The sequence below is a fragment of the Dyella halodurans genome (assembly GCF_026283925.1).
GTDB lineage: Bacteria > Pseudomonadota > Gammaproteobacteria > Xanthomonadales > Rhodanobacteraceae > Dyella > Dyella halodurans.
The window spans coordinates 98,177-114,323 of sequence record NZ_JAPDPF010000001.1; the positions used below are offsets into that span (position 1 = coordinate 98,177).

14 protein-coding genes and 1 other RNA gene are annotated in these 16,147 nt (G+C 65.8%); 10 read left to right on the forward strand and 5 right to left on the reverse strand.

Annotated features, from left to right (window positions below; all coding sequences use genetic code 11):
• Positions 1 to 24: 24 nt before the first annotated feature.
• Both dusB and OUZ49_RS00440 read right to left on the reverse strand, forming a co-directional pair.
• Complete coding sequence (dusB, locus tag OUZ49_RS00435) at positions 25 to 1,011, reverse strand: tRNA dihydrouridine synthase DusB (protein WP_266147907.1); 987 nt, start codon at positions 1,009 to 1,011, stop codon at positions 25 to 27.
• A 68-nt stretch (positions 1,012 to 1,079) separates the two neighbouring features.
• The gene (locus tag OUZ49_RS00440) at positions 1,080 to 2,348 is read right to left on the reverse strand and encodes a nucleoside permease (protein WP_266147908.1); all 1,269 of its coding nucleotides are present in this window, start codon (positions 2,346 to 2,348) and stop codon (positions 1,080 to 1,082) included.
• A 225-nt stretch (positions 2,349 to 2,573) separates the two neighbouring features.
• On the opposite strand from OUZ49_RS00440, the gene rhtC reads away from it, so the two are divergent.
• Positions 2,574 to 3,203 (forward strand): threonine export protein RhtC, encoded by a 630-nt coding sequence (rhtC, locus tag OUZ49_RS00445; RefSeq protein WP_266147909.1) that lies wholly within the window; start codon positions 2,574 to 2,576, stop codon positions 3,201 to 3,203.
• A 98-nt stretch (positions 3,204 to 3,301) separates the two neighbouring features.
• Here the strand turns inward: rhtC and OUZ49_RS00450 are convergent, their stop codons facing one another.
• Genes OUZ49_RS00450 through OUZ49_RS00460 form a run of 3 tightly spaced genes read right to left on the reverse strand, consistent with a single transcriptional unit; the run spans position 3,302 to position 6,957 of the window.
• Positions 3,302 to 4,672 (reverse strand): FAD-binding oxidoreductase, encoded by a 1,371-nt coding sequence (locus tag OUZ49_RS00450; protein WP_266147910.1) that lies wholly within the window; start codon positions 4,670 to 4,672, stop codon positions 3,302 to 3,304.
• A gap of 48 nt (positions 4,673 to 4,720) precedes the next feature.
• On the reverse strand, positions 4,721 to 5,077 hold the full coding sequence (locus OUZ49_RS00455) for a YraN family protein (RefSeq protein WP_266147911.1): 357 nt from the start codon (positions 5,075 to 5,077) through the stop codon (positions 4,721 to 4,723).
• Between the two features lie 29 nt (positions 5,078 to 5,106).
• A complete protein-coding gene (locus OUZ49_RS00460; RefSeq protein ID WP_266147912.1) occupies positions 5,107 to 6,957 on the reverse strand; it encodes a penicillin-binding protein activator in 1,851 nt (616 codons plus the stop codon).
• Between the two features lie 94 nt (positions 6,958 to 7,051).
• Here OUZ49_RS00460 and rsmI point away from each other — a divergent pair, with 94 nt between their 5' ends.
• The 9 genes from rsmI to mraY all read left to right on the forward strand — a co-directional run bounded on the left by rsmI (position 7,052) and on the right by mraY (position 16,147).
• The gene (gene rsmI, locus OUZ49_RS00465) at positions 7,052 to 7,879 is read left to right on the forward strand and encodes a 16S rRNA (cytidine(1402)-2'-O)-methyltransferase (RefSeq protein ID WP_266147914.1); all 828 of its coding nucleotides are present in this window, start codon (positions 7,052 to 7,054) and stop codon (positions 7,877 to 7,879) included.
• Between the two features lie 160 nt (positions 7,880 to 8,039).
• An RNA gene (rnpB, locus tag OUZ49_RS00470) (RNase P RNA component class A) lies at positions 8,040 to 8,406 on the forward strand.
• A 311-nt stretch (positions 8,407 to 8,717) separates the two neighbouring features.
• On the forward strand, positions 8,718 to 9,164 hold the full coding sequence (gene mraZ, locus OUZ49_RS00475) for a division/cell wall cluster transcriptional repressor MraZ (RefSeq protein ID WP_266147916.1): 447 nt from the start codon (positions 8,718 to 8,720) through the stop codon (positions 9,162 to 9,164).
• A 53-nt stretch (positions 9,165 to 9,217) separates the two neighbouring features.
• A complete protein-coding gene (rsmH, locus tag OUZ49_RS00480) occupies positions 9,218 to 10,141 on the forward strand; it encodes a 16S rRNA (cytosine(1402)-N(4))-methyltransferase RsmH (RefSeq protein ID WP_266147918.1) in 924 nt (307 codons plus the stop codon).
• Positions 10,138 to 10,410 carry a cell division protein FtsL gene (gene ftsL, locus OUZ49_RS00485; RefSeq protein WP_266147919.1) on the forward strand — a complete coding sequence of 91 codons (273 nt, stop codon included), beginning with the start codon at positions 10,138 to 10,140 and terminating at the stop codon, positions 10,408 to 10,410. Before rsmH ends, ftsL begins: the two co-directional genes overlap by 4 nt.
• Positions 10,407 to 12,221: a peptidoglycan D,D-transpeptidase FtsI family protein gene (locus OUZ49_RS00490; RefSeq protein WP_266147920.1), complete on the forward strand. Its 1,815-nt coding sequence runs from the start codon at positions 10,407 to 10,409 to the stop codon at positions 12,219 to 12,221. Before ftsL ends, OUZ49_RS00490 begins: the two co-directional genes overlap by 4 nt.
• Positions 12,218 to 13,690 (forward strand): UDP-N-acetylmuramoyl-L-alanyl-D-glutamate--2,6-diaminopimelate ligase, encoded by a 1,473-nt coding sequence (locus OUZ49_RS00495; RefSeq protein WP_266147921.1) that lies wholly within the window; start codon positions 12,218 to 12,220, stop codon positions 13,688 to 13,690. The genes OUZ49_RS00490 and OUZ49_RS00495 overlap by 4 nt, the downstream gene beginning before the upstream one ends.
• Positions 13,687 to 15,057: a UDP-N-acetylmuramoyl-tripeptide--D-alanyl-D-alanine ligase gene (locus OUZ49_RS00500; protein WP_266147922.1), complete on the forward strand. Its 1,371-nt coding sequence runs from the start codon at positions 13,687 to 13,689 to the stop codon at positions 15,055 to 15,057. The genes OUZ49_RS00495 and OUZ49_RS00500 overlap by 4 nt, the downstream gene beginning before the upstream one ends.
• On the forward strand, positions 15,047 to 16,147 hold the full coding sequence (mraY, locus tag OUZ49_RS00505; protein WP_266147924.1) for a phospho-N-acetylmuramoyl-pentapeptide-transferase: 1,101 nt from the start codon (positions 15,047 to 15,049) through the stop codon (positions 16,145 to 16,147). The genes OUZ49_RS00500 and mraY overlap by 11 nt, the downstream gene beginning before the upstream one ends.

Here is a 16,147-nt window from a genome sequence, read left to right on the forward strand (position 1 = left end):
ATCGCTGCGTGCGATCGCGAGGTTTCACGCCGCCAGTCGTTCCCCGGCGCCTAGCGCGGCGAAATAGTCCCGCGTCAGTTGCAGCTGTTCGGCGGCGCTTTCCGCGCGATTCACCACGTGGCGGAACGCGGCATTTTCGGGGCGATCCTTCGCGTACCAACCCAGATGCTTGCGCGCGATGCGCACGCCCTGCAGTTCGCCATAGAACGCATACAGCTGTTCGAGATGATGGATCAGGATCTCGCCGACTTCATGTGGCGTCGGCTCGGGCAGCGTTTGGCCGGTGGCGAGGTAGTGCGAGATCTCGCGGAAGATCCACGGCCGACCTTGCGCACCGCGGCCCACCATCACCGCATCGGCGCCGGTGACGTCGAGCACGTGCTTCGCCTGTTGCGGCGTGACGACGTCGCCGTTCGCCAGCACCGGGATGCGCACGGCGGCTTTCACGGCCGCGATGGTGTCGTACTCGGCCTCGCCCTCGTACTTGTCGGCACGCGTGCGGCCATGCACGGCCAAGGCGGCAATGCCTGCGTCCTCGGCGATCTTCGCGATGCTCAGCGCGTTCTTGTTCGCGCGATCCCAGCCGGTCCGGATCTTCAGCGTCACCGGCACATCGACCGCGTCGACGACTGCCTTGACGATGCGCGCCACCAGCGGCTCGTCCTGCAGCAGGGCCGATCCCGACCACACGTTGCAGACCTTCTTGGCCGGGCAACCCATGTTGATGTCGATGATCTGCGCACCATTGTCGGCGTTGTAGCGTGCTGCCTCAGCCAGCATGACCGGGTCATAGCCGGCGATCTGCACGCTCACCGGCTCGGGTTCGCCGGCATGGTCCATGCGCCGCAACGACTTGCGTGTCTGCCACAGGCGCGGATCGGATGCGGTCATTTCCGACACGGCCAGACCCGCGCCCAGCCGCTTGCACAGCAGGCGAAACGGTTTGTCGGTGACGCCGGCCATGGGCGCGAGCACCACGTTCGGGTCGATGCGGTAAGGACCAATCTGCATCCGCCCATTGTACCCGGAGGCTGCTTTTCCTGTTGTAGGAGCGCACCCATTGCGCGACCCGGGCCGCCTCAGTTCGCAGCCTTCTCCGCCCACACCCGCGCGCCGGCCGGATCATGCTTGTGCTTGAACAGGAACATGAACAGCAGCGCGACCACCAGCGAATACAGCGCAAAGGTGACCCAGATGCCGTGCCAGTCCTTGCTCTGGTCGGGGTGGGTGAAGAAGGCCTCGATGATCAGGCCGCTCAGCGAGCTGCCCAGCACCGCGCCGATGCCATTGGTCATCAGCATGAACAGGCCCTGCGCGCTGGCGCGGATCGAAGGGTCGCTCTGACCTTCGACGAACAGCGAGCCGGAGATATTGAAGAAATCAAAGGCCATGCCGTAGACGATGCACGACAGCACGATCATCCACAGGCCCGGGCCCGGGTCGCCATAAGCGAACAGGCCAAAGCGCAGGGTCCAGGCGAACATGCTGATCAGCATCACGGTCTTGATGCCGAAGCGCTTCAGGAAGAACGGAATCGCCAGGATGAACAGCGTCTCGGAAATCTGCGAGATCGACATGATGATGGCCGGGTAGCGTACCGCCACCAGGTCCTTGTAGGCGTCCATGCGGGCGAAATCATGCAGGAAGGTGTCGCCGTAGGCATTGGTCAGCTGCAGCGAGGCGCCAAGCAGCATCGCGAAGACAAAGAACACCGCCATGCGTGGATCGCGGAACAGCGAGAACGAGGTGAGTCCTAGCGTGTCGAGCAGCGACTGATTGGGCTTGCGCTGGAAGCGCGGCGGGCAGGGCGGCAGGGTGAACGCGTACAGGCCCAACAGCAAGGCCGCGCCGGAGGCGACATAGAACTGGCCGGACGAGGTTTCCAGGCGCAGCAGGCTCACCGTCCACAGCGCGGCGATGAAGCCCACCGTGCCCCACACGCGGATCGGCGGGTAGTCCTTGACGATGTCCTTGCCGTCGCTTTTCAGCGCGTTATAGGCCACCGCGATGGAGAGCGAGATGGTCGGCATGTAGAACATCATGTTGAGCAACATCACCCAGAACATCAGCCCCGGCGACTGCACCATCGGCACGCAGAACAGTACCAGGGCGCCGCCGATATGCATCAGGCCATAGAGCTTCTCCGCGTTGATCCATTTGTCCGCGACCACGCCCATCAGCGACGGCATGAACAACGAGGCGATGCCCATGGTCGAGAAGATCGCGCCGAACTGCGCGCCGGACCACTGCTTGGTCTGGAACCAGTAGGCGCCGATCGTCAGCAGCCATGACCCCCATACGAAGAATTGCAGGAAGTTCATCGCAATCAGGCGCAGTCGAAGATTCATCAGCAAGTTCGTATGGGTTGAAGCGGTTGGACGGTAGGGCGGGACACGCTCTTCCGGGCAGGCCAATGGCGATGGCGGCCTGTCGCGGCGATCCCGATGATCCCCTGTATGGCGCCTTGGGCGACCCATGGCCATGCCAAAATAGCCGCCAGCGTAGAGGAATGGGTGCTGGCGCGACAAGTTGCGGCGCCGCGACGCCTGTTCGGACCCTTGAGGAGATGAAGCGTGAGTTTGTTCCTGACCATTGCGGTCGTGCATCTGGTAGCCCTGTTGAGCCCGGGTCCCGACTTTTTCTTCGTCTCGCAGACGGCCGTCAGTCGCACCCGCCGCCAGGCCATGTTTGGCGTGGTGGGCATCACCCTGGGCGTGATGGTGTGGTCGGCGTTGGCCCTCGCAGGCCTGCAGTTGCTGCTGCAGCGGCTGGCGTGGCTGGAGCGCCTGATTGCCATCGCTGGCGGCCTCTACCTGGCCTGGATGGGCGTCAAGATGCTGCGCGGGGCGCTGAGCAAACCGTCGCCGCCTAGCGCGGAACAGAAGCCGGCGCTGCAGCAGGGCGACTCGGCCACCTTGCGTGCCGGCCTGTTCACCAACCTTTCCAACCCCAAGGTGGTCATTTATTTCGGCAGCGTGTTCTCCGCCTTCCTCGGCGACCGTGTGAGCACCGGCGCCCGCTGGGGCCTGTGGACCATGGTCATCCTCGAAACCCTGTTGTGGTTCACGCTGGTTGCCGGCGTGTTTGCACTACCGGCCATGCGCCGCGGCTACCTGAGGCTGTCGCGCTGGATCGATGGGCTGGCTGGCGCGGTCTTCGTGCTGTTCGGACTGCACCTCATTTTTGCCAAGCGTTCGGTATAACCGCCCCCTTGTAGGAGCGCACCCAGTGCGCGAAAAGCCAACGGAGCGGTGACGCCGTAACGGCCATCGCGCACTGGGTGCGCTCCTACAGAGAGGCATCAGGGCAGTAATTTTCCCGGATTCAGGATGCCATCCGGATCAAACGCCGACTTCACGTTGCGCATCAGTTGCAGCGTGCTCGGTTGCAATGCCAACGGCATGAACTCGCGCTTGACCAGGCCGATGCCGTGCTCGCCTGAAAGCGTGCCGTCCAGCGCGATCACCAGTGCAAACACCTCCGCCAGGCAGGCATGCGCGCGCTCGCGCTCGGCCTCGTCGCGCGGCAGCAGGTTGACGTGCAGGTTGCCATTGCCGGCATGACCGAAGCTGACGATCAGCACGTCGTGCTTCTTCGATAGTTGCTTGATGCCATCGACGAGTTCGGGCAGCCGGCTCACCGGCACCACCACGTCCTCGTTGATCTTGTTCGGCGAGATCGTGCGCTGTGCAGGGGATAGCGCCTTGCGCGCGGACCACAGCGCCTGCGTTTCCTCCACTGTCTCGGCAATGCGTAGCTCTTCCAGCCCATCGCCGCGCGCGGCACGTGCTACTGCTTCCATGGCGCCCGCCAAGGTATCCGGCTCGCCATCCACTTCGACCATCAGCATGGCACCGGCCAGCGGCACCACGTCACCGCCGTAATCACGGGCGAGCTTGAGCGCCACGTCGTCGATGAATTCAAGCGCGCACGGCGTAACCGGCTGCGCCATGATCCGCGCCACCGCCCGTGCAGCGGCGCCCACGTCGCGATAAGTGGCGCGCATGGTGCGCAGCCCGGTGGGTTTGGGCGTGAGCTTGAGCGTGGCTTCGGTGATCAGCGCAAGCGTGCCTTCCGAGCCGATCAGCAGGCGGGTGAGGTCGTAGCCGGTGGCGCCCTTGCTCGTATAGGTGCCGCAGCGGAAGCCGTCGCCGGTGCCCGCGACGGCGCGCAAGCCCAGTGTGTTCTCGCGCGGACTGCCGTATTTCACCGTGCGCGGGCCGGCCGAATTGCAGGCGAGGTTGCCACCGATGCTGCACCATGGCGCCGACGAGGGGTCGGGCGGCCAGAAGAACCCATGGGGTTTCAGTGCCTGCTGCAGGTCACCATTGAGAACGCCAGGTTCCACCACCGCGAAGCGATTGTCAGGATCAATGCGCAGGATGCGGTTCATGCGCTCGAAGCTCACCACCACACCGCCATCCACCGGCACTGTGGCGCCAGTGGTATTGGTGCCGCGGCCGCGGCCGATCACCGATACCTGATGGGCGCGGCAGGCTTGCACCAGGGCTTCTACCTGCGCGTGCTCGGTAGGGAACACCACGGCATCCGGCTTCGCGTTGCGGCGCGAATTGTCGTAGGCGTAGGCGAGGCGTTCGGCGTCACCGGTGGCCAGCGAGGCCTCCGGAAAGTGCGAACGGAGGGTGACAAGCAAGGAGTCGGGAAGGCTCATGCGCGCAGTATCCCACCGGATGCAGCCTGCGCGGGAATCACGGCGGGGCTAGTGCGCTTCGAACGCGCCGCGCAACCAGTCCATCCGCGCCTGGTCCTCGGGGCCGTCGTAGGTCACCACATCGAAACGACAGCTTTGCTGTGCGTACTTGCTGTGGGCAGCAAGCCACAGTTCGGCGGTACGTATCAGCTTTTGCTGCTTGCTGGCGGTAACCGAAGCTGCAGCGCTGCCGTGCACGGCATGCAGGCGGTGACGTACTTCGACAAAGACCACCGTGTCGCCATCGAGCATGACCAGGTCGAGCTCGCCGTGGCGGATGGTGTAGTTGCGCGCCAGCAGTTTGAGGCCGGCGCGCTGCAGGGCGGCGCCGGCACGTTCTTCGAAGCGCGCTCCCGCAGCCCGCATCAGCCCGGCTCCAATCAGCCCCGCTCCAATCAGCCCTGGCTGGGCTGATCGTTGCCGACGGGCGGCGACAATGCCGGTGCGCTGTCCATCTGCAGGCTACCATTGAGCGGACGGGCCAGGCCGTCCTGGAACTTCGCCCACACCAGCACCCGGCGTACGCGACCGAACTGGTCGGCAGTGAGCTGACCACTGGCGCCCGGTAGATAGCTGCCGGGATGCGCGCGCAGCCAGTCGACGTAGGGCGCCAGACTCCAGGCATCCATGCCAAAGGCGAACAATCGTGCCGAGGTGCCGCGCGCGGCCGGCAGCTGCGCGGCGATGTCGCCGCGGTTGGGCAGGCCGGGTTGTGCGTCGAACAGCCACGGCGCGTCGCAGAATTCGACGCCTTCCAGGTCGCGGTTCGCGCCGGCATCGTCTACGCCGGCATAGATATGTGAAGTGCCAAACACCGGGAGGTTCACGCGGGCGAGCTTGAGCTGCGGCAGCAGCAGCCGCGCCTGCTGCGGGCGCATGCTGATGAAGACACCGCTCGTGCTGGCACCGCCCGCCTCACTGGGAGGGTTGCCGGGGTCATTGCCATCGGTGGGCATGCCCAGCCCGGTAATGGTCGGGGCGAAGTTGACACCCGTGGCAGGCAGGTTGCCCATGCCGGCCACCTTGCCGCCGCGCGCCTCGATTTCGGCCTTGAAGGCGGTGGCGGCGCGCTGCGCAAAGTCGTCGCTGCTGACGATGACGTAGGCAGTGAGGGTGCCGCGCTCGGCCATGTGGTCGGCGGCCTGGGCACCTTCGGTTTCAGGGAGCAGGCCAAATTCGCTCACGCCATTGGCGGGCAGGCTCTTGTCGTCCGGGTGATTCAGCGCGAGCAGGGCGACCGGCAGGTCCGACAGGCCGAACAGGGCGGAAACCTCGCCACGCGTCAGCGGCCCGATCACCAGTTGTGCCCCGTCGGTGACGGCCTGTTGATAAGCCTTGATGGCGCTGGCGGCCGTGCCGCCGCTGTCGTATACGCGCACCAGCGGTCGGGGCGCGTGATTTCGCGAAGCATCCGCGTAGGCAGCGAAAAAGCCCTCGCGAATGGCCGAGCTCGCCGCGGCAAGATTGCCGTTCGCCGGCAACAGCAAGGCGACGCGCGCAGGCATCTTGTAGCCCTCGCGCACATTGGCGCCTTCACCCGGCGTCATGGTACCGACTTCCTGTTCCAGCGCGGGTTGCTGGCGCGCCACGGCGACGCCGAGCTGGGTCAGCGCCTCGTTCACCCACGGCAGCATGCGATCGCCTTGCTGCATGGCGCTGGCGCGCTGTTTCAGCGGGTCGGCGCCGAGTTTGACCAGCAAGGCGACCAACTGCTTGCGATTCTGTGTCTGGTCCAGGCCGCTGAGCTGGCTGTCCATCTCCATGCGCGAGCGCGCGGCACCCCAGTAATCGCCGGTCTCCTGCATGGCCTGCGCGCGCAGCTCGAGCAGGCGAAGCTGCAGCGCCGGTGGCACGCTGATGTTCGGTTGCGTGGTGAGCTGCAGGGCGCGGTTCGCATCGTGCTGCTTCAGCGCCAGCTCGGCCTGCAGCAGGTCGAGCCGCGAGGGCTCGTCACCGGTCAGGCGCTGGCGTCGAATATCGTTGGCGAACGGTGCTGCGCGGTCGAGCTGGCCTTCCTGACGATACGCTTCGGCTGCAAGCAGGCGATAGTGATCGGGGGTGGCGGAGGTTTTCGCCAGGGCCAGGTACGCCTGTGCGGCGTCCTCGAACTTGCCTTGCTGGGCGAGCGCATCGGCCTGCTGGCTGGCGGCGATTTCGGCGGGGGAGCGGGTCGCCGTTGGCGGAACGCAGGCGCTGAGTGCGAGTGAAATCAGCAGGACAATGCCTGCGGCGCGGTACAAGCGCATGGCCAAATCCCTTTCGATCTTTTTGACGACATAGTCGGCGGATGGGCGATGATAGCCCATTGGATTGCCGCCTCGCGGCGGAGGAAAGGGCAAGATGTCACAGATTCAGCCGGGCCTGCTATGGGTCGTTGCCACACCGATTGGCCATCGCGACGACTTTTCCGCACGCGCCATCGAAACCTTGCGCTCGGTCGCGGTGATTGCTGCCGAGGACACGCGGCACAGTCGCCCGCTGCTTACCCACTACAACATCGGCACGCCGCTGGTAGCCCTGCATGAGCACAATGAACGTGACGTCGTCGATGCGATCGTGCGGCGCTTGCAGGGCGGTGAATCGGTCGCCCTGATCTCGGATGCGGGGACGCCCTTGATCAGCGACCCCGGCTTCCGGCTGGTGCGGGCTGCGCGTGCGGCCGGGATCCGCTGTGCCCCGGTGCCGGGTCCGTGCGCGGCGATCGCAGGACTTTCCGTGGCAGGTCTGCCCAGCGACCGCTTCGTCTTCGAAGGTTTCCTGCCGCCCAAGTCCGCCGCGCGGCGCGCCCGCTTGCAGGAACTTGCGGGCGATCCACGCACGCTCATCTTCTATGAGTCGTCGCATCGGGTGGCGGAGAGCCTTGCCGATATGCGCGACGTCTTCGGCGCGGCGCGCGAGGGCGTGCTGGCGCGCGAGCTGACCAAGCTGTTTGAGACGGTGCTTGGCGAACCGCTGGGCGAGCTGGCGACGCGGGTGGTGAGTGACCCGGATCAGCAGCGCGGCGAGCACGTGATCCTGGTAGCCGGTCGCGGCGAGGAAACCGATGCGCGCGAAGCGGAGGGGCGTCGGGTGTTCGCCTTGTTGCGCGAGGAGTTGCCGCCCGCCAAGGCAGCGAAGCTTGCGGCGGCCATTACTGGTGCCCCGCGCAAACTGCTCTACGAGGGTTAAGGGCGGTCGGCCTTTGTTGTTGTAGGAGCGCACCTTGTGCGCGATCACGGCATCACCACTCCGTTGGCTCTTCGCGCACTGGGTGCGCTCCTACAGGCAGAGCTGCGGTGCGTGCACTTCTCAGGCGTCTTGAGCCGCGTCTTGCACTACAATGCCGCGCGGAGTCGGCCGGACAGTCGCGTCGCGCGCAAGCGCATCGAGGAAAGTCCGGGCTCCACAGGGCAAGGTGCCAGGTAACGCCTGGGCAGCGCGAGCTGACGGCCAGTGCAACAGAGAGCAGACCGCCGAACGGCATCTCCGGATGTGCGTGGTAAGGGTGAAAGGGTGCGGTAAGAGCGCACCGCGTGCGGGGCTAACGCCGCATGGCACGGTAAACCCCACCTGGAGCAAGACCGAATAGGGGAACGATAACGCGGCCCGCGTTGTTCCCGGGTAGGTTGCTGGAGCCAGACGGCGACGTCTGGCCGAGAGGAATGACTGTCGCGTCGCAAGACGTACAGAACCCGGCTTACAGGCCGACTCCGCCTCGATTCACCACCGGCCGTCATCGCCATGTCGATCCTGACGTGGCGATGACGACTGCGTGGCGGGCATGAACGGGTGATTCATGCCGGAGCCTTCCGGAGGGCCGTCGGGCCTGCGGAAAGATGGACTGGCGTTTTGAAAAAATCCTACCCATTCAAGCACCTTTGGGTGTTTCCTCAGAAAGGGCTGGAATTACTGCCAGATCATCGCCTTTCTCATTGATTCACAAGCGAAATTCCCTTGACAGTCTCAGGGGGCGAGACTATCGTGGGTTCCTGTGTGAAATCGTGGGAATTCGTGGAGTCTATTGGCCGTGTTCCAGGGCGAAACTGCCATCACTGTTGACGACAAGGGCCGGCTGGCCATTCCGACCGCGTATCGCGAGTTGGTGGCCGACGCCTGCGCCAATCGTCTGGTGATCACCTACAACCCCTTCGAATCGGGCTGCCTGTGGCTGTTCCCGTACGCCGAGTGGGAGCAGGTGCGCGACCAGGTGAACGCCCTGCCCAAGGTCAAAGCCGCCCATCGCGACATGCAGATGAAGCTGGTGGGCGCCGCGAGCGTGGTCGAGCCGGATGGCGCGGCACGCATCCTGCTGCCGACCAGCCAGCGCGCAACCACGGGCATCGAGAAGAAAGCGGTTCTGCTGGGCATGGGCAACAAGTTCGAGCTTTGGAGCGAACAGGCCCACCTGGCCAAGATCCGCCAGACCATCGGCGAAGACGAGATCACCAACGAGATGGCGGAGCTGCGCCTGTAACCGGCAACGGTGGCGGCGCGGCGGAATTTACGGGACGGGAGCGGGAGTGCGGCATGGCCGAGCAGTTGCGGCACATCCCGGTGATGCTGGGTGAAGCAGTGGAGGGACTCGCCGTGTGGGAAGGCGGGCGTTATCTCGATGGCACCTTCGGACGGGGCGGTCACGCCCGGGCCGTGCTGTCGCGTCTCGGTCCCGATGGTCGCCTGCTGCTGATGGATCGCGACCCCCAGGCCATCGCCACGGCGCAGGCCGAGTTTGCCGCCGATCCGCGCGTATCGATCCGTCACGCCAATTTCTCCAGCATGGCCGAGTGGGACGAAACCGCCGGCGGCCTGGACGGCATCCTGCTCGACCTGGGCGTGTCCTCACCGCAGCTGGACGAAGCCGCACGCGGCTTCAGCTTCATGGCCGATGCGCCGCTGGACATGCGCATGGACACCACTCAGGGCGAAAGCGCCGCGGATTTCCTCGCCCATGCCGGCGATCGCGAGATCGCCGACGTGTTGTGGGTGTTTGGCGAGGAGCGCTTCAGTCGCAAGATTGCGCGGGCCATCGTCGAGGACCGTGCTGAAAACCCGATCACCCGCACCGGCCAGCTGGCCGCGCTGATCGAGCGCGTGGTGGGTCGCCGCGAACCGGGCAAGCATCCGGCCACGCGCAGCTTTCAGGCCCTGCGCATCCACGTGAATGGCGAGCTGGACGCGCTGGCGACAGGCCTCGACGCGGCCTTGTCGCTGCTCAAGGTGGGCGGCCGCCTGTCGGTGATCAGCTTCCACTCGCTGGAGGATCGCGCGGTCAAGCTGTTCATCCGCGACCACTCCGGCCGCGTGCAAGGCAGCCGCCGTGGCCCGCCGGTGGCGGCGGCACCCGCCCGCCTGGCTGCGGTGGGCAAGGCGCAGTTTCCTTCCGATGCCGAGTTGTCCGTCAATCCGCGCTCCCGTTCGGCGGTGCTGCGCGTGGCGGAGAAACTCGGATGAAGGTCCTCGGCGGCATCTTCATGCTGATCCTCATCGCGGCGGTGCTGTCCAGCGCCATTGCCGTGGTGTGGACGCGCCATGAGAGCCGCGTGCTGTTTGTCGAACTGACCCGTCTGCAGGACCAGCGCGACGACCTCAATATCGAATACGGCAAGCTGGAGCTGGAGCAGGCCACCTGGGCCGAGCCGCGTCGCGTCGATGACGAGTCGCGGCAGAAGCTCGGCATGGTCAATCCCAAGCCGCAAGACATCCAGCTGGTGCGCCGATGAAGCCGCGCCCGCGTACGAGCGCCCATCCCACTCGCCGCCGCAACGCGGCCCCGAGCACGCGCCGTCGCATGGTGGTGGTGGCGGTGGTGCTGGGCCTGGCCTCGCTGGGCCTGGTGGCGCGCGCCTTCGATCTGCAGGTGGTGCGCAAGGAGTTCTATCAGAACCAGGGCGATGCGCGCTTCCTGCGCGAGGTGCCGATCGCGGTTTCGCGCGGCACCATCTTCGATCGCAATGGCGAGCCGCTGGCTGTGTCGACGCCGGTGGTTTCCATCTGGGCGAATCCGGCCGAGCTGCTGGACAACGAGGATCGCCTGCCGAAACTGGCCGCCGCCATCGGCATGGATGCTGGCGCGCTGAAGGAATACCTGGCGCAGCGCTCGGAGAAGGAGTTCGTCTATCTGAAGCGGCAGATGTCGCCGGATGCCGCGCAGGTGGTGCTGGACCTGGGTGTGCCGGGCGTCAATGGCCAGCGCGAATTCCGCCGCTTCTATCCTTCGGGTCCGGTGACCGCGCACGTGCTCGGCTTCACCAATATCGACGACCACGGCCAGGAAGGCCTGGAGCTGGCCTTCGACGACTGGCTGGCCGGCAAGAAGGGCGCCAAGCGCGTCATCCGCGATCGCATGGGCCATGTGGTGGAGGATGTCGAGCTGGTGCGCGCGCCGCAGCCGGGCCGCGACATCACGCTCAGCATCGATCGGCGCATCCAGTTCCTCGCCTACAACGAGCTCAAGAACACCATCGAGCAGTCGGATTCCGACTCCGGCTCCATGGTGATCATCGACGTGCGCAATGGCGAAGTGCTGGCCATGGTGAACTGGCCGACCTATAACCCCAATGCCCTGCGCGGCAGCAATCCGTCCAGCCGCCGCAACCGCGCGATGACCGACGTGGTCGAGCCGGGCTCCACCATCAAGCCGTTCGTGATGGCGGCCGCGCTGTCCAGCGGCAAGTACACGCCCACCGGCCCGCTGGTGGACACCGGCAACGGGCACTTCTTCTATATCTCGCATGACATCCGCGACACCCATGCCAACGGCATGCTGTCACCCACCGGCATCCTCGCCAAATCCAGCAATATCGGCGCGGCGAAGGTGGCGATGACGCTGGATACCGGCCTGTTGTACGAGACCTATCGTGGCTTTGGTTTTGGCAACAGCACCAACAGCGGCTTTCCGGGCGAGGCCTCGGGCTACCTGAAGCCGGGCAAGAGCTGGGGCATGCTGGAAAAGGCCATCCTGGCCTACGGCTACGGTCTCAACGTGACGCCGCTGCAGCTGGCGAACGGCTACGCCACCATCGCCGACGACGGCGTCATGCATCTGCCCACCTTCGTGAAGGGCTCGGACAACGAGGCCAAGCAGATCATCGATCCGAAGATCGCCAAAGAACTGGTGCAGATGATGGTCTCGGTGACCCAGCCCGGCGGCACCGCGGCACCGTATACCTGGATCGCCAACTACGGCGTGGCCGGCAAGACCGGCACTGCGCACAAGGCCAGTGCCGGTGGCTATTCGAAGAACAACTACAGCGCGGCCTTCGCCGGCATCGTGCCCGCATCCGATCCGCGCATGGCGGCGGTGGTGGTGATCGACAACCCGAAGAAGGGCAGCTACTACGGCGCGCTGGTATCCGGCCCGGTCTTCGCCAAGGTCATGGATGGCGCGCTGCGCCTGATGGACGTGCCCCCGGACAACATCGGTCGGTGGTATGTCGGCGGACCGTTGCAAGGACAGAACGGCCTGACCGGGAGCAAGCCCCCCGTGGTGGAGACCGTCGACGATTCGCCGGTCGAAGGGGAGACGCCATGAGCGCGCGCCTCGACCAGTTGCTCAAGGGCATCGCCGACACCCCGGGTGTCGGCGATATCGTCGTTTCGGGCCTGGCGCTGGACTCGCGTCAGGTGCGTCCTGGCGATGCGTTCTTTGCGCTGCGTGGCACGCGCGGGCATGGCATCAGCTTTGCCGAGGGTGCCGTCGCCCGCGGCGCGCGTGTCGTATTGGCCGAAGCGCCGGCTGACCAGGCGCCGCCGATGGATGTGCCGGTACTGTGGGTGGACGGCTTGCATGGCAAGGTGGGCGAGATCGCTGCGCGCTTCTTCGGGCGTCCGTCCGAGTCGCTGCGCGTGATCGGCGTGACTGGCACCAACGGCAAGACCTCCACCGTGCAGTTGCTGGCCCAGGCGCTGGAGCATCTGGGCCATCGCGCGGCCACCATCGGCACCCTGGGCGCCGGCTTGCATGGCCGCATCAGCGAAGGTGAGCGCACGACGCCTGATGCAATCAGCGTGCAGGGGCTGCTGGCGTCGTTCCGCGACGAGGGCGCCACCCACGTGGCGATGGAAGTGTCCTCGCACGCGCTGGAGCAAGGCCGCGTGGCGGCCGTGGCGTTCGAGATGGCCGCCTTCACCAACCTCACCCGCGACCATCTCGACTACCACGGCAGCATGGAAGCCTATGGTGAAGCCAAGGCCAAGCTGTTCGCCTGGCCGTCGCTGCACGCTGCCGCCATCAATATTGATGATGCCTTTGGTCGTCAGCTTGCCGACCGCCTGCCGGCGGACGTGCGCGCGCTGCGCCTGAGCGCCGAAGGCGATGCGGCAGCGGATCTTCGTGCCGTCGATGTCAGCACGTCAGCTGAAGGCCTCTCCTTCGAGCTGCAGACGCCGTGGGGCACCCATGCTGTGCGCAGCCGTCTGCTTGGCCGCTTCAACGTCGCCAATCTGTTGACGGTGGTCGCGTGCCTGGGTGCGCTGGGTGAAGCGTTCGAGCCTATCGTCGCGGCCATCGAGGCCTTGCAGCCGATCAACGGCCGCATGAACCGCCTCGGCGGCGTCGAGGGCCTGCCGCTGGTCGTGGTGGATTACGCCCACACGCCGGACGCGCTGGAGCAGGCGCTCACCGCGCTGCGAGCGCATTGCGAAGGTCGCCTGATCTGCGTGTTCGGCTGCGGCGGCGAGCGTGATGCCGGCAAGCGGCCGGAGATGGGCGCGATTGCGGAGCGCCTGGCCGACCAGATCATCATTACCGACGACAACCCGCGTGGCGAAGACGGCGACGTCATCGTGGCGCAGATCGTTGCCGGGCTCCGTCAGCCGGCGACGGCGACGGTCGAGCGCGATCGCGCGGTGGCCATCGACCGCGCCCTTGCCCTTGCCGCCGCCGGCGACGTGGTGCTGATCGCCGGCAAGGGGCATGAGACCTACCAGGAGGGCGCTGCCGGCAAGCGACCGTTTGACGATCTTGCCGTGGCTCGCCACGTACTGGAGGCACGCGCATGATGCGCCTGAGCGCCATCGCCCTGTGGACCCGCGGCCGCTTGAACAGCGCCGATATGGACGTGACCGGCGTCGCCATCGACACCCGCAAGCTGAAGCAGGGCGACCTGTTCGTGGCGATCAAGGGCGAGCGGGTCGACGGTCATGACTACCTCGACGAGGCCATGGCGCGCGGTGCCGTGGCAGCGCTGGTCACGCGCAAGGTGGAATCGGCCCTGCCGCAGGTCTTGGTGGACGATACCGAGCTGGCGCTGGGTGACTTGGCGAGCGCAGTGCGGGCGCAGAGCAATGTGCGCGTCATCGGCATCACCGGTTCCAACGGCAAGACCACGGTGAAGACGCTCACGGCGTCGATCCTGTCGCGTCACGGTCGCATCCACGTCAATGCCGGCAATTACAACAACGAACTGGGTTTGCCACTGACCCTGCTGTCCATGCCGCAGGACACCCAGTTCGCGGTGCTCGAAATGGGTGCAGGCAAGCCGGGCGATATCGCCTATCTCGCTGCCATCGCACGGCCCGATATCGGCCTCGTCAACACCATTGCGCCCGCGCATCTTGAGCGGATGGGTAGCGTGGAAGGCGTCGCCGAGACCAAGGGCGCGCTGTACCAGGCCTTGCCGGTCGACGGCGTGGCGATCATCAATGCGGACGATGCGTTCGCCAGCTTCTTCGCAGGGCTGGCAGGCACGCGCCGCCAGTTGCGTTTCGGGCTGGACCACAAGGCCGACGTCGGCGCGGACATCCTCGAGCAACGCGTGGACGGTTCACGCTTCGTGCTGAGCACGCCGCTGGGCGACGCCGAAGTGATGCTGCCGCTGGCAGGTCGCCACAACATTGCCAACGCACTCGCCGCCGCGTCGATTGCGCTCGCGCTCGAGGTGCCGCTGCACGCCATCGTCGCTGGTCTCGAACAGGTGCCAGGTGTCGCCGGCCGGTTGCAACTCGAGCACATGCCCGGCAACTGGACCTTGATCGACGACAGCTACAACGCCAATCCCGGTTCGGTCGGTGCCGCCATCGATACGCTGGCCCTGGCGGACGGCGAACGCTGGCTGGTGCTGGGCGATATGGCCGAGCTTGGCGAGAACGCCGCGGCGCTGCATGCCGGTATCGGTGAGCACGCGCGCAAGCACGGCATCGACCGGCTGTTCGCCGTGGGTCCCTTGAGCGCTGCGGCGGTCAAGGCATTTGGCGAGGGCGGCGAACACTTCGCGGACAAGGCGGCGCTGGCCGCCGCGCTGAAGCAACAGGTACACGGCGGCGTCACCTGCCTGGTCAAGGGCTCGCGCTCGGCCGGGATGGATCAGGTGGTCGTCGCACTTCGCAACGACAAGGGTAAAGGGGAGGGCGCATCCGATGCTGCTTGAACTCGCAGGCTGGATGGCACGGGACTTCACCGCCCTGCACCTGTTTCAGTACATCACGTTCCGCACGATCATGGCCGCGCTCACCGCGCTGTCGATGTCGCTGCTGTTTGGCCCGTTCCTGATCCGCAAGCTGGCCGAACTCAAGGCCGGCCAGGTAGTGCGCAAGGATGGCCCGCAGACGCATTTGTCCAAGGCCGGCACGCCGACCATGGGCGGCGTGATGATCCTGCTGGCGGTGAGCATTTCCACCTTGTTGTGGACCGACCTGCACAATCGCTACGTGTGGCTGGTGCTGGCCGTGTTGCTCAGCTTCGGCGTGATCGGCTTCTACGACGACTACAAGAAGCTGGTGCTGAAGGACAGCCGCGGCCTGGCCTCGCGCTGGAAGTATTTCTGGCAGTCCGTGTTCGGCCTCGCTGCCGCGTTGTTCCTCTACTACACCGCCCCGCAGGCGACCGGCGTGCTGCCGGTGGCGGAGACGGCGTTGTACGTGCCGCTGTTCAAGCAGGTGGCACTGCCGCTGGGCGTGATGTTCGTGGTCGTCGCCTATTTCATGATCGTGGGCTTCTCCAATGCGGTGAATCTCACCGATGGCCTGGATGGCCTGGCCATCATGCCGACGGTGCTGGTGTCGGGTGCACTCGGTGTCTTTGCCTACCTGGCCGGCAACAAGGTGTTCTCGGAATACCTCGGCATTCCTTCGATTCCCGGTGCGGGCGAACTGGCGATCTTCTGTGGCGCGCTGTCCGGCGCTGGCCTGGGTTTCCTGTGGTTCAACACCTATCCGGCCCAGGTCTTCATGGGTGACGTTGGCGCCCTCGCCATCGGCGCGGCGCTCGCCGCCATCGCGGTGATCGTGCGCCAGGAGATCGTGCTGCTGATCATGGGTGGCGTGTTCGTGATGGAAACCGCCTCGGTGATGATCCAGGTGGCCAGCTTCAAGATGACCGGCAAGCGGGTATTCCGCATGGCGCCGATCCATCACCACTTCGAGCTGAAAGGCTGGCCGGAGCCGCGCGTCATCGTGCGCTTCTGGATCATCAGCGTCGTGCTGGTGCTCATTGGTCTCGCCACGTTGAAGGTGCGCTGA

Bases quoted from the DNA above. Each gene is read 5' to 3' on its own strand.
- dusB (WP_266147907.1), bottom strand. From the start codon at position 1,011: ATGCAGATTGGTCCTTACCGCATCGACCCGAACGTGGTGCTCGCGCCC.
- OUZ49_RS00440 (WP_266147908.1), bottom strand. From the start codon at position 2,348: ATGAATCTTCGACTGCGCCTGATTGCGATGAACTTCCTGCAATTCTTC.
- OUZ49_RS00450 (WP_266147910.1), bottom strand. From the start codon at position 4,672: ATGAGCCTTCCCGACTCCTTGCTTGTCACCCTCCGTTCGCACTTTCCG.
- OUZ49_RS00455 (WP_266147911.1), bottom strand. From the start codon at position 5,077: ATGCGGGCTGCGGGAGCGCGCTTCGAAGAACGTGCCGGCGCCGCCCTG.
- OUZ49_RS00460 (WP_266147912.1), bottom strand. From the start codon at position 6,957: ATGCGCTTGTACCGCGCCGCAGGCATTGTCCTGCTGATTTCACTCGCA.
- rsmI (WP_266147914.1), top strand. From the start codon at position 7,052: ATGTCACAGATTCAGCCGGGCCTGCTATGGGTCGTTGCCACACCGATT.
- rsmH (WP_266147918.1), top strand. From the start codon at position 9,218: ATGGCCGAGCAGTTGCGGCACATCCCGGTGATGCTGGGTGAAGCAGTG.
- ftsL (WP_266147919.1), top strand. From the start codon at position 10,138: ATGAAGGTCCTCGGCGGCATCTTCATGCTGATCCTCATCGCGGCGGTG.
- OUZ49_RS00490 (WP_266147920.1), top strand. From the start codon at position 10,407: ATGAAGCCGCGCCCGCGTACGAGCGCCCATCCCACTCGCCGCCGCAAC.
- OUZ49_RS00495 (WP_266147921.1), top strand. From the start codon at position 12,218: ATGAGCGCGCGCCTCGACCAGTTGCTCAAGGGCATCGCCGACACCCCG.
- OUZ49_RS00500 (WP_266147922.1), top strand. From the start codon at position 13,687: ATGATGCGCCTGAGCGCCATCGCCCTGTGGACCCGCGGCCGCTTGAAC.
- mraY (WP_266147924.1), top strand. From the start codon at position 15,047: ATGCTGCTTGAACTCGCAGGCTGGATGGCACGGGACTTCACCGCCCTG.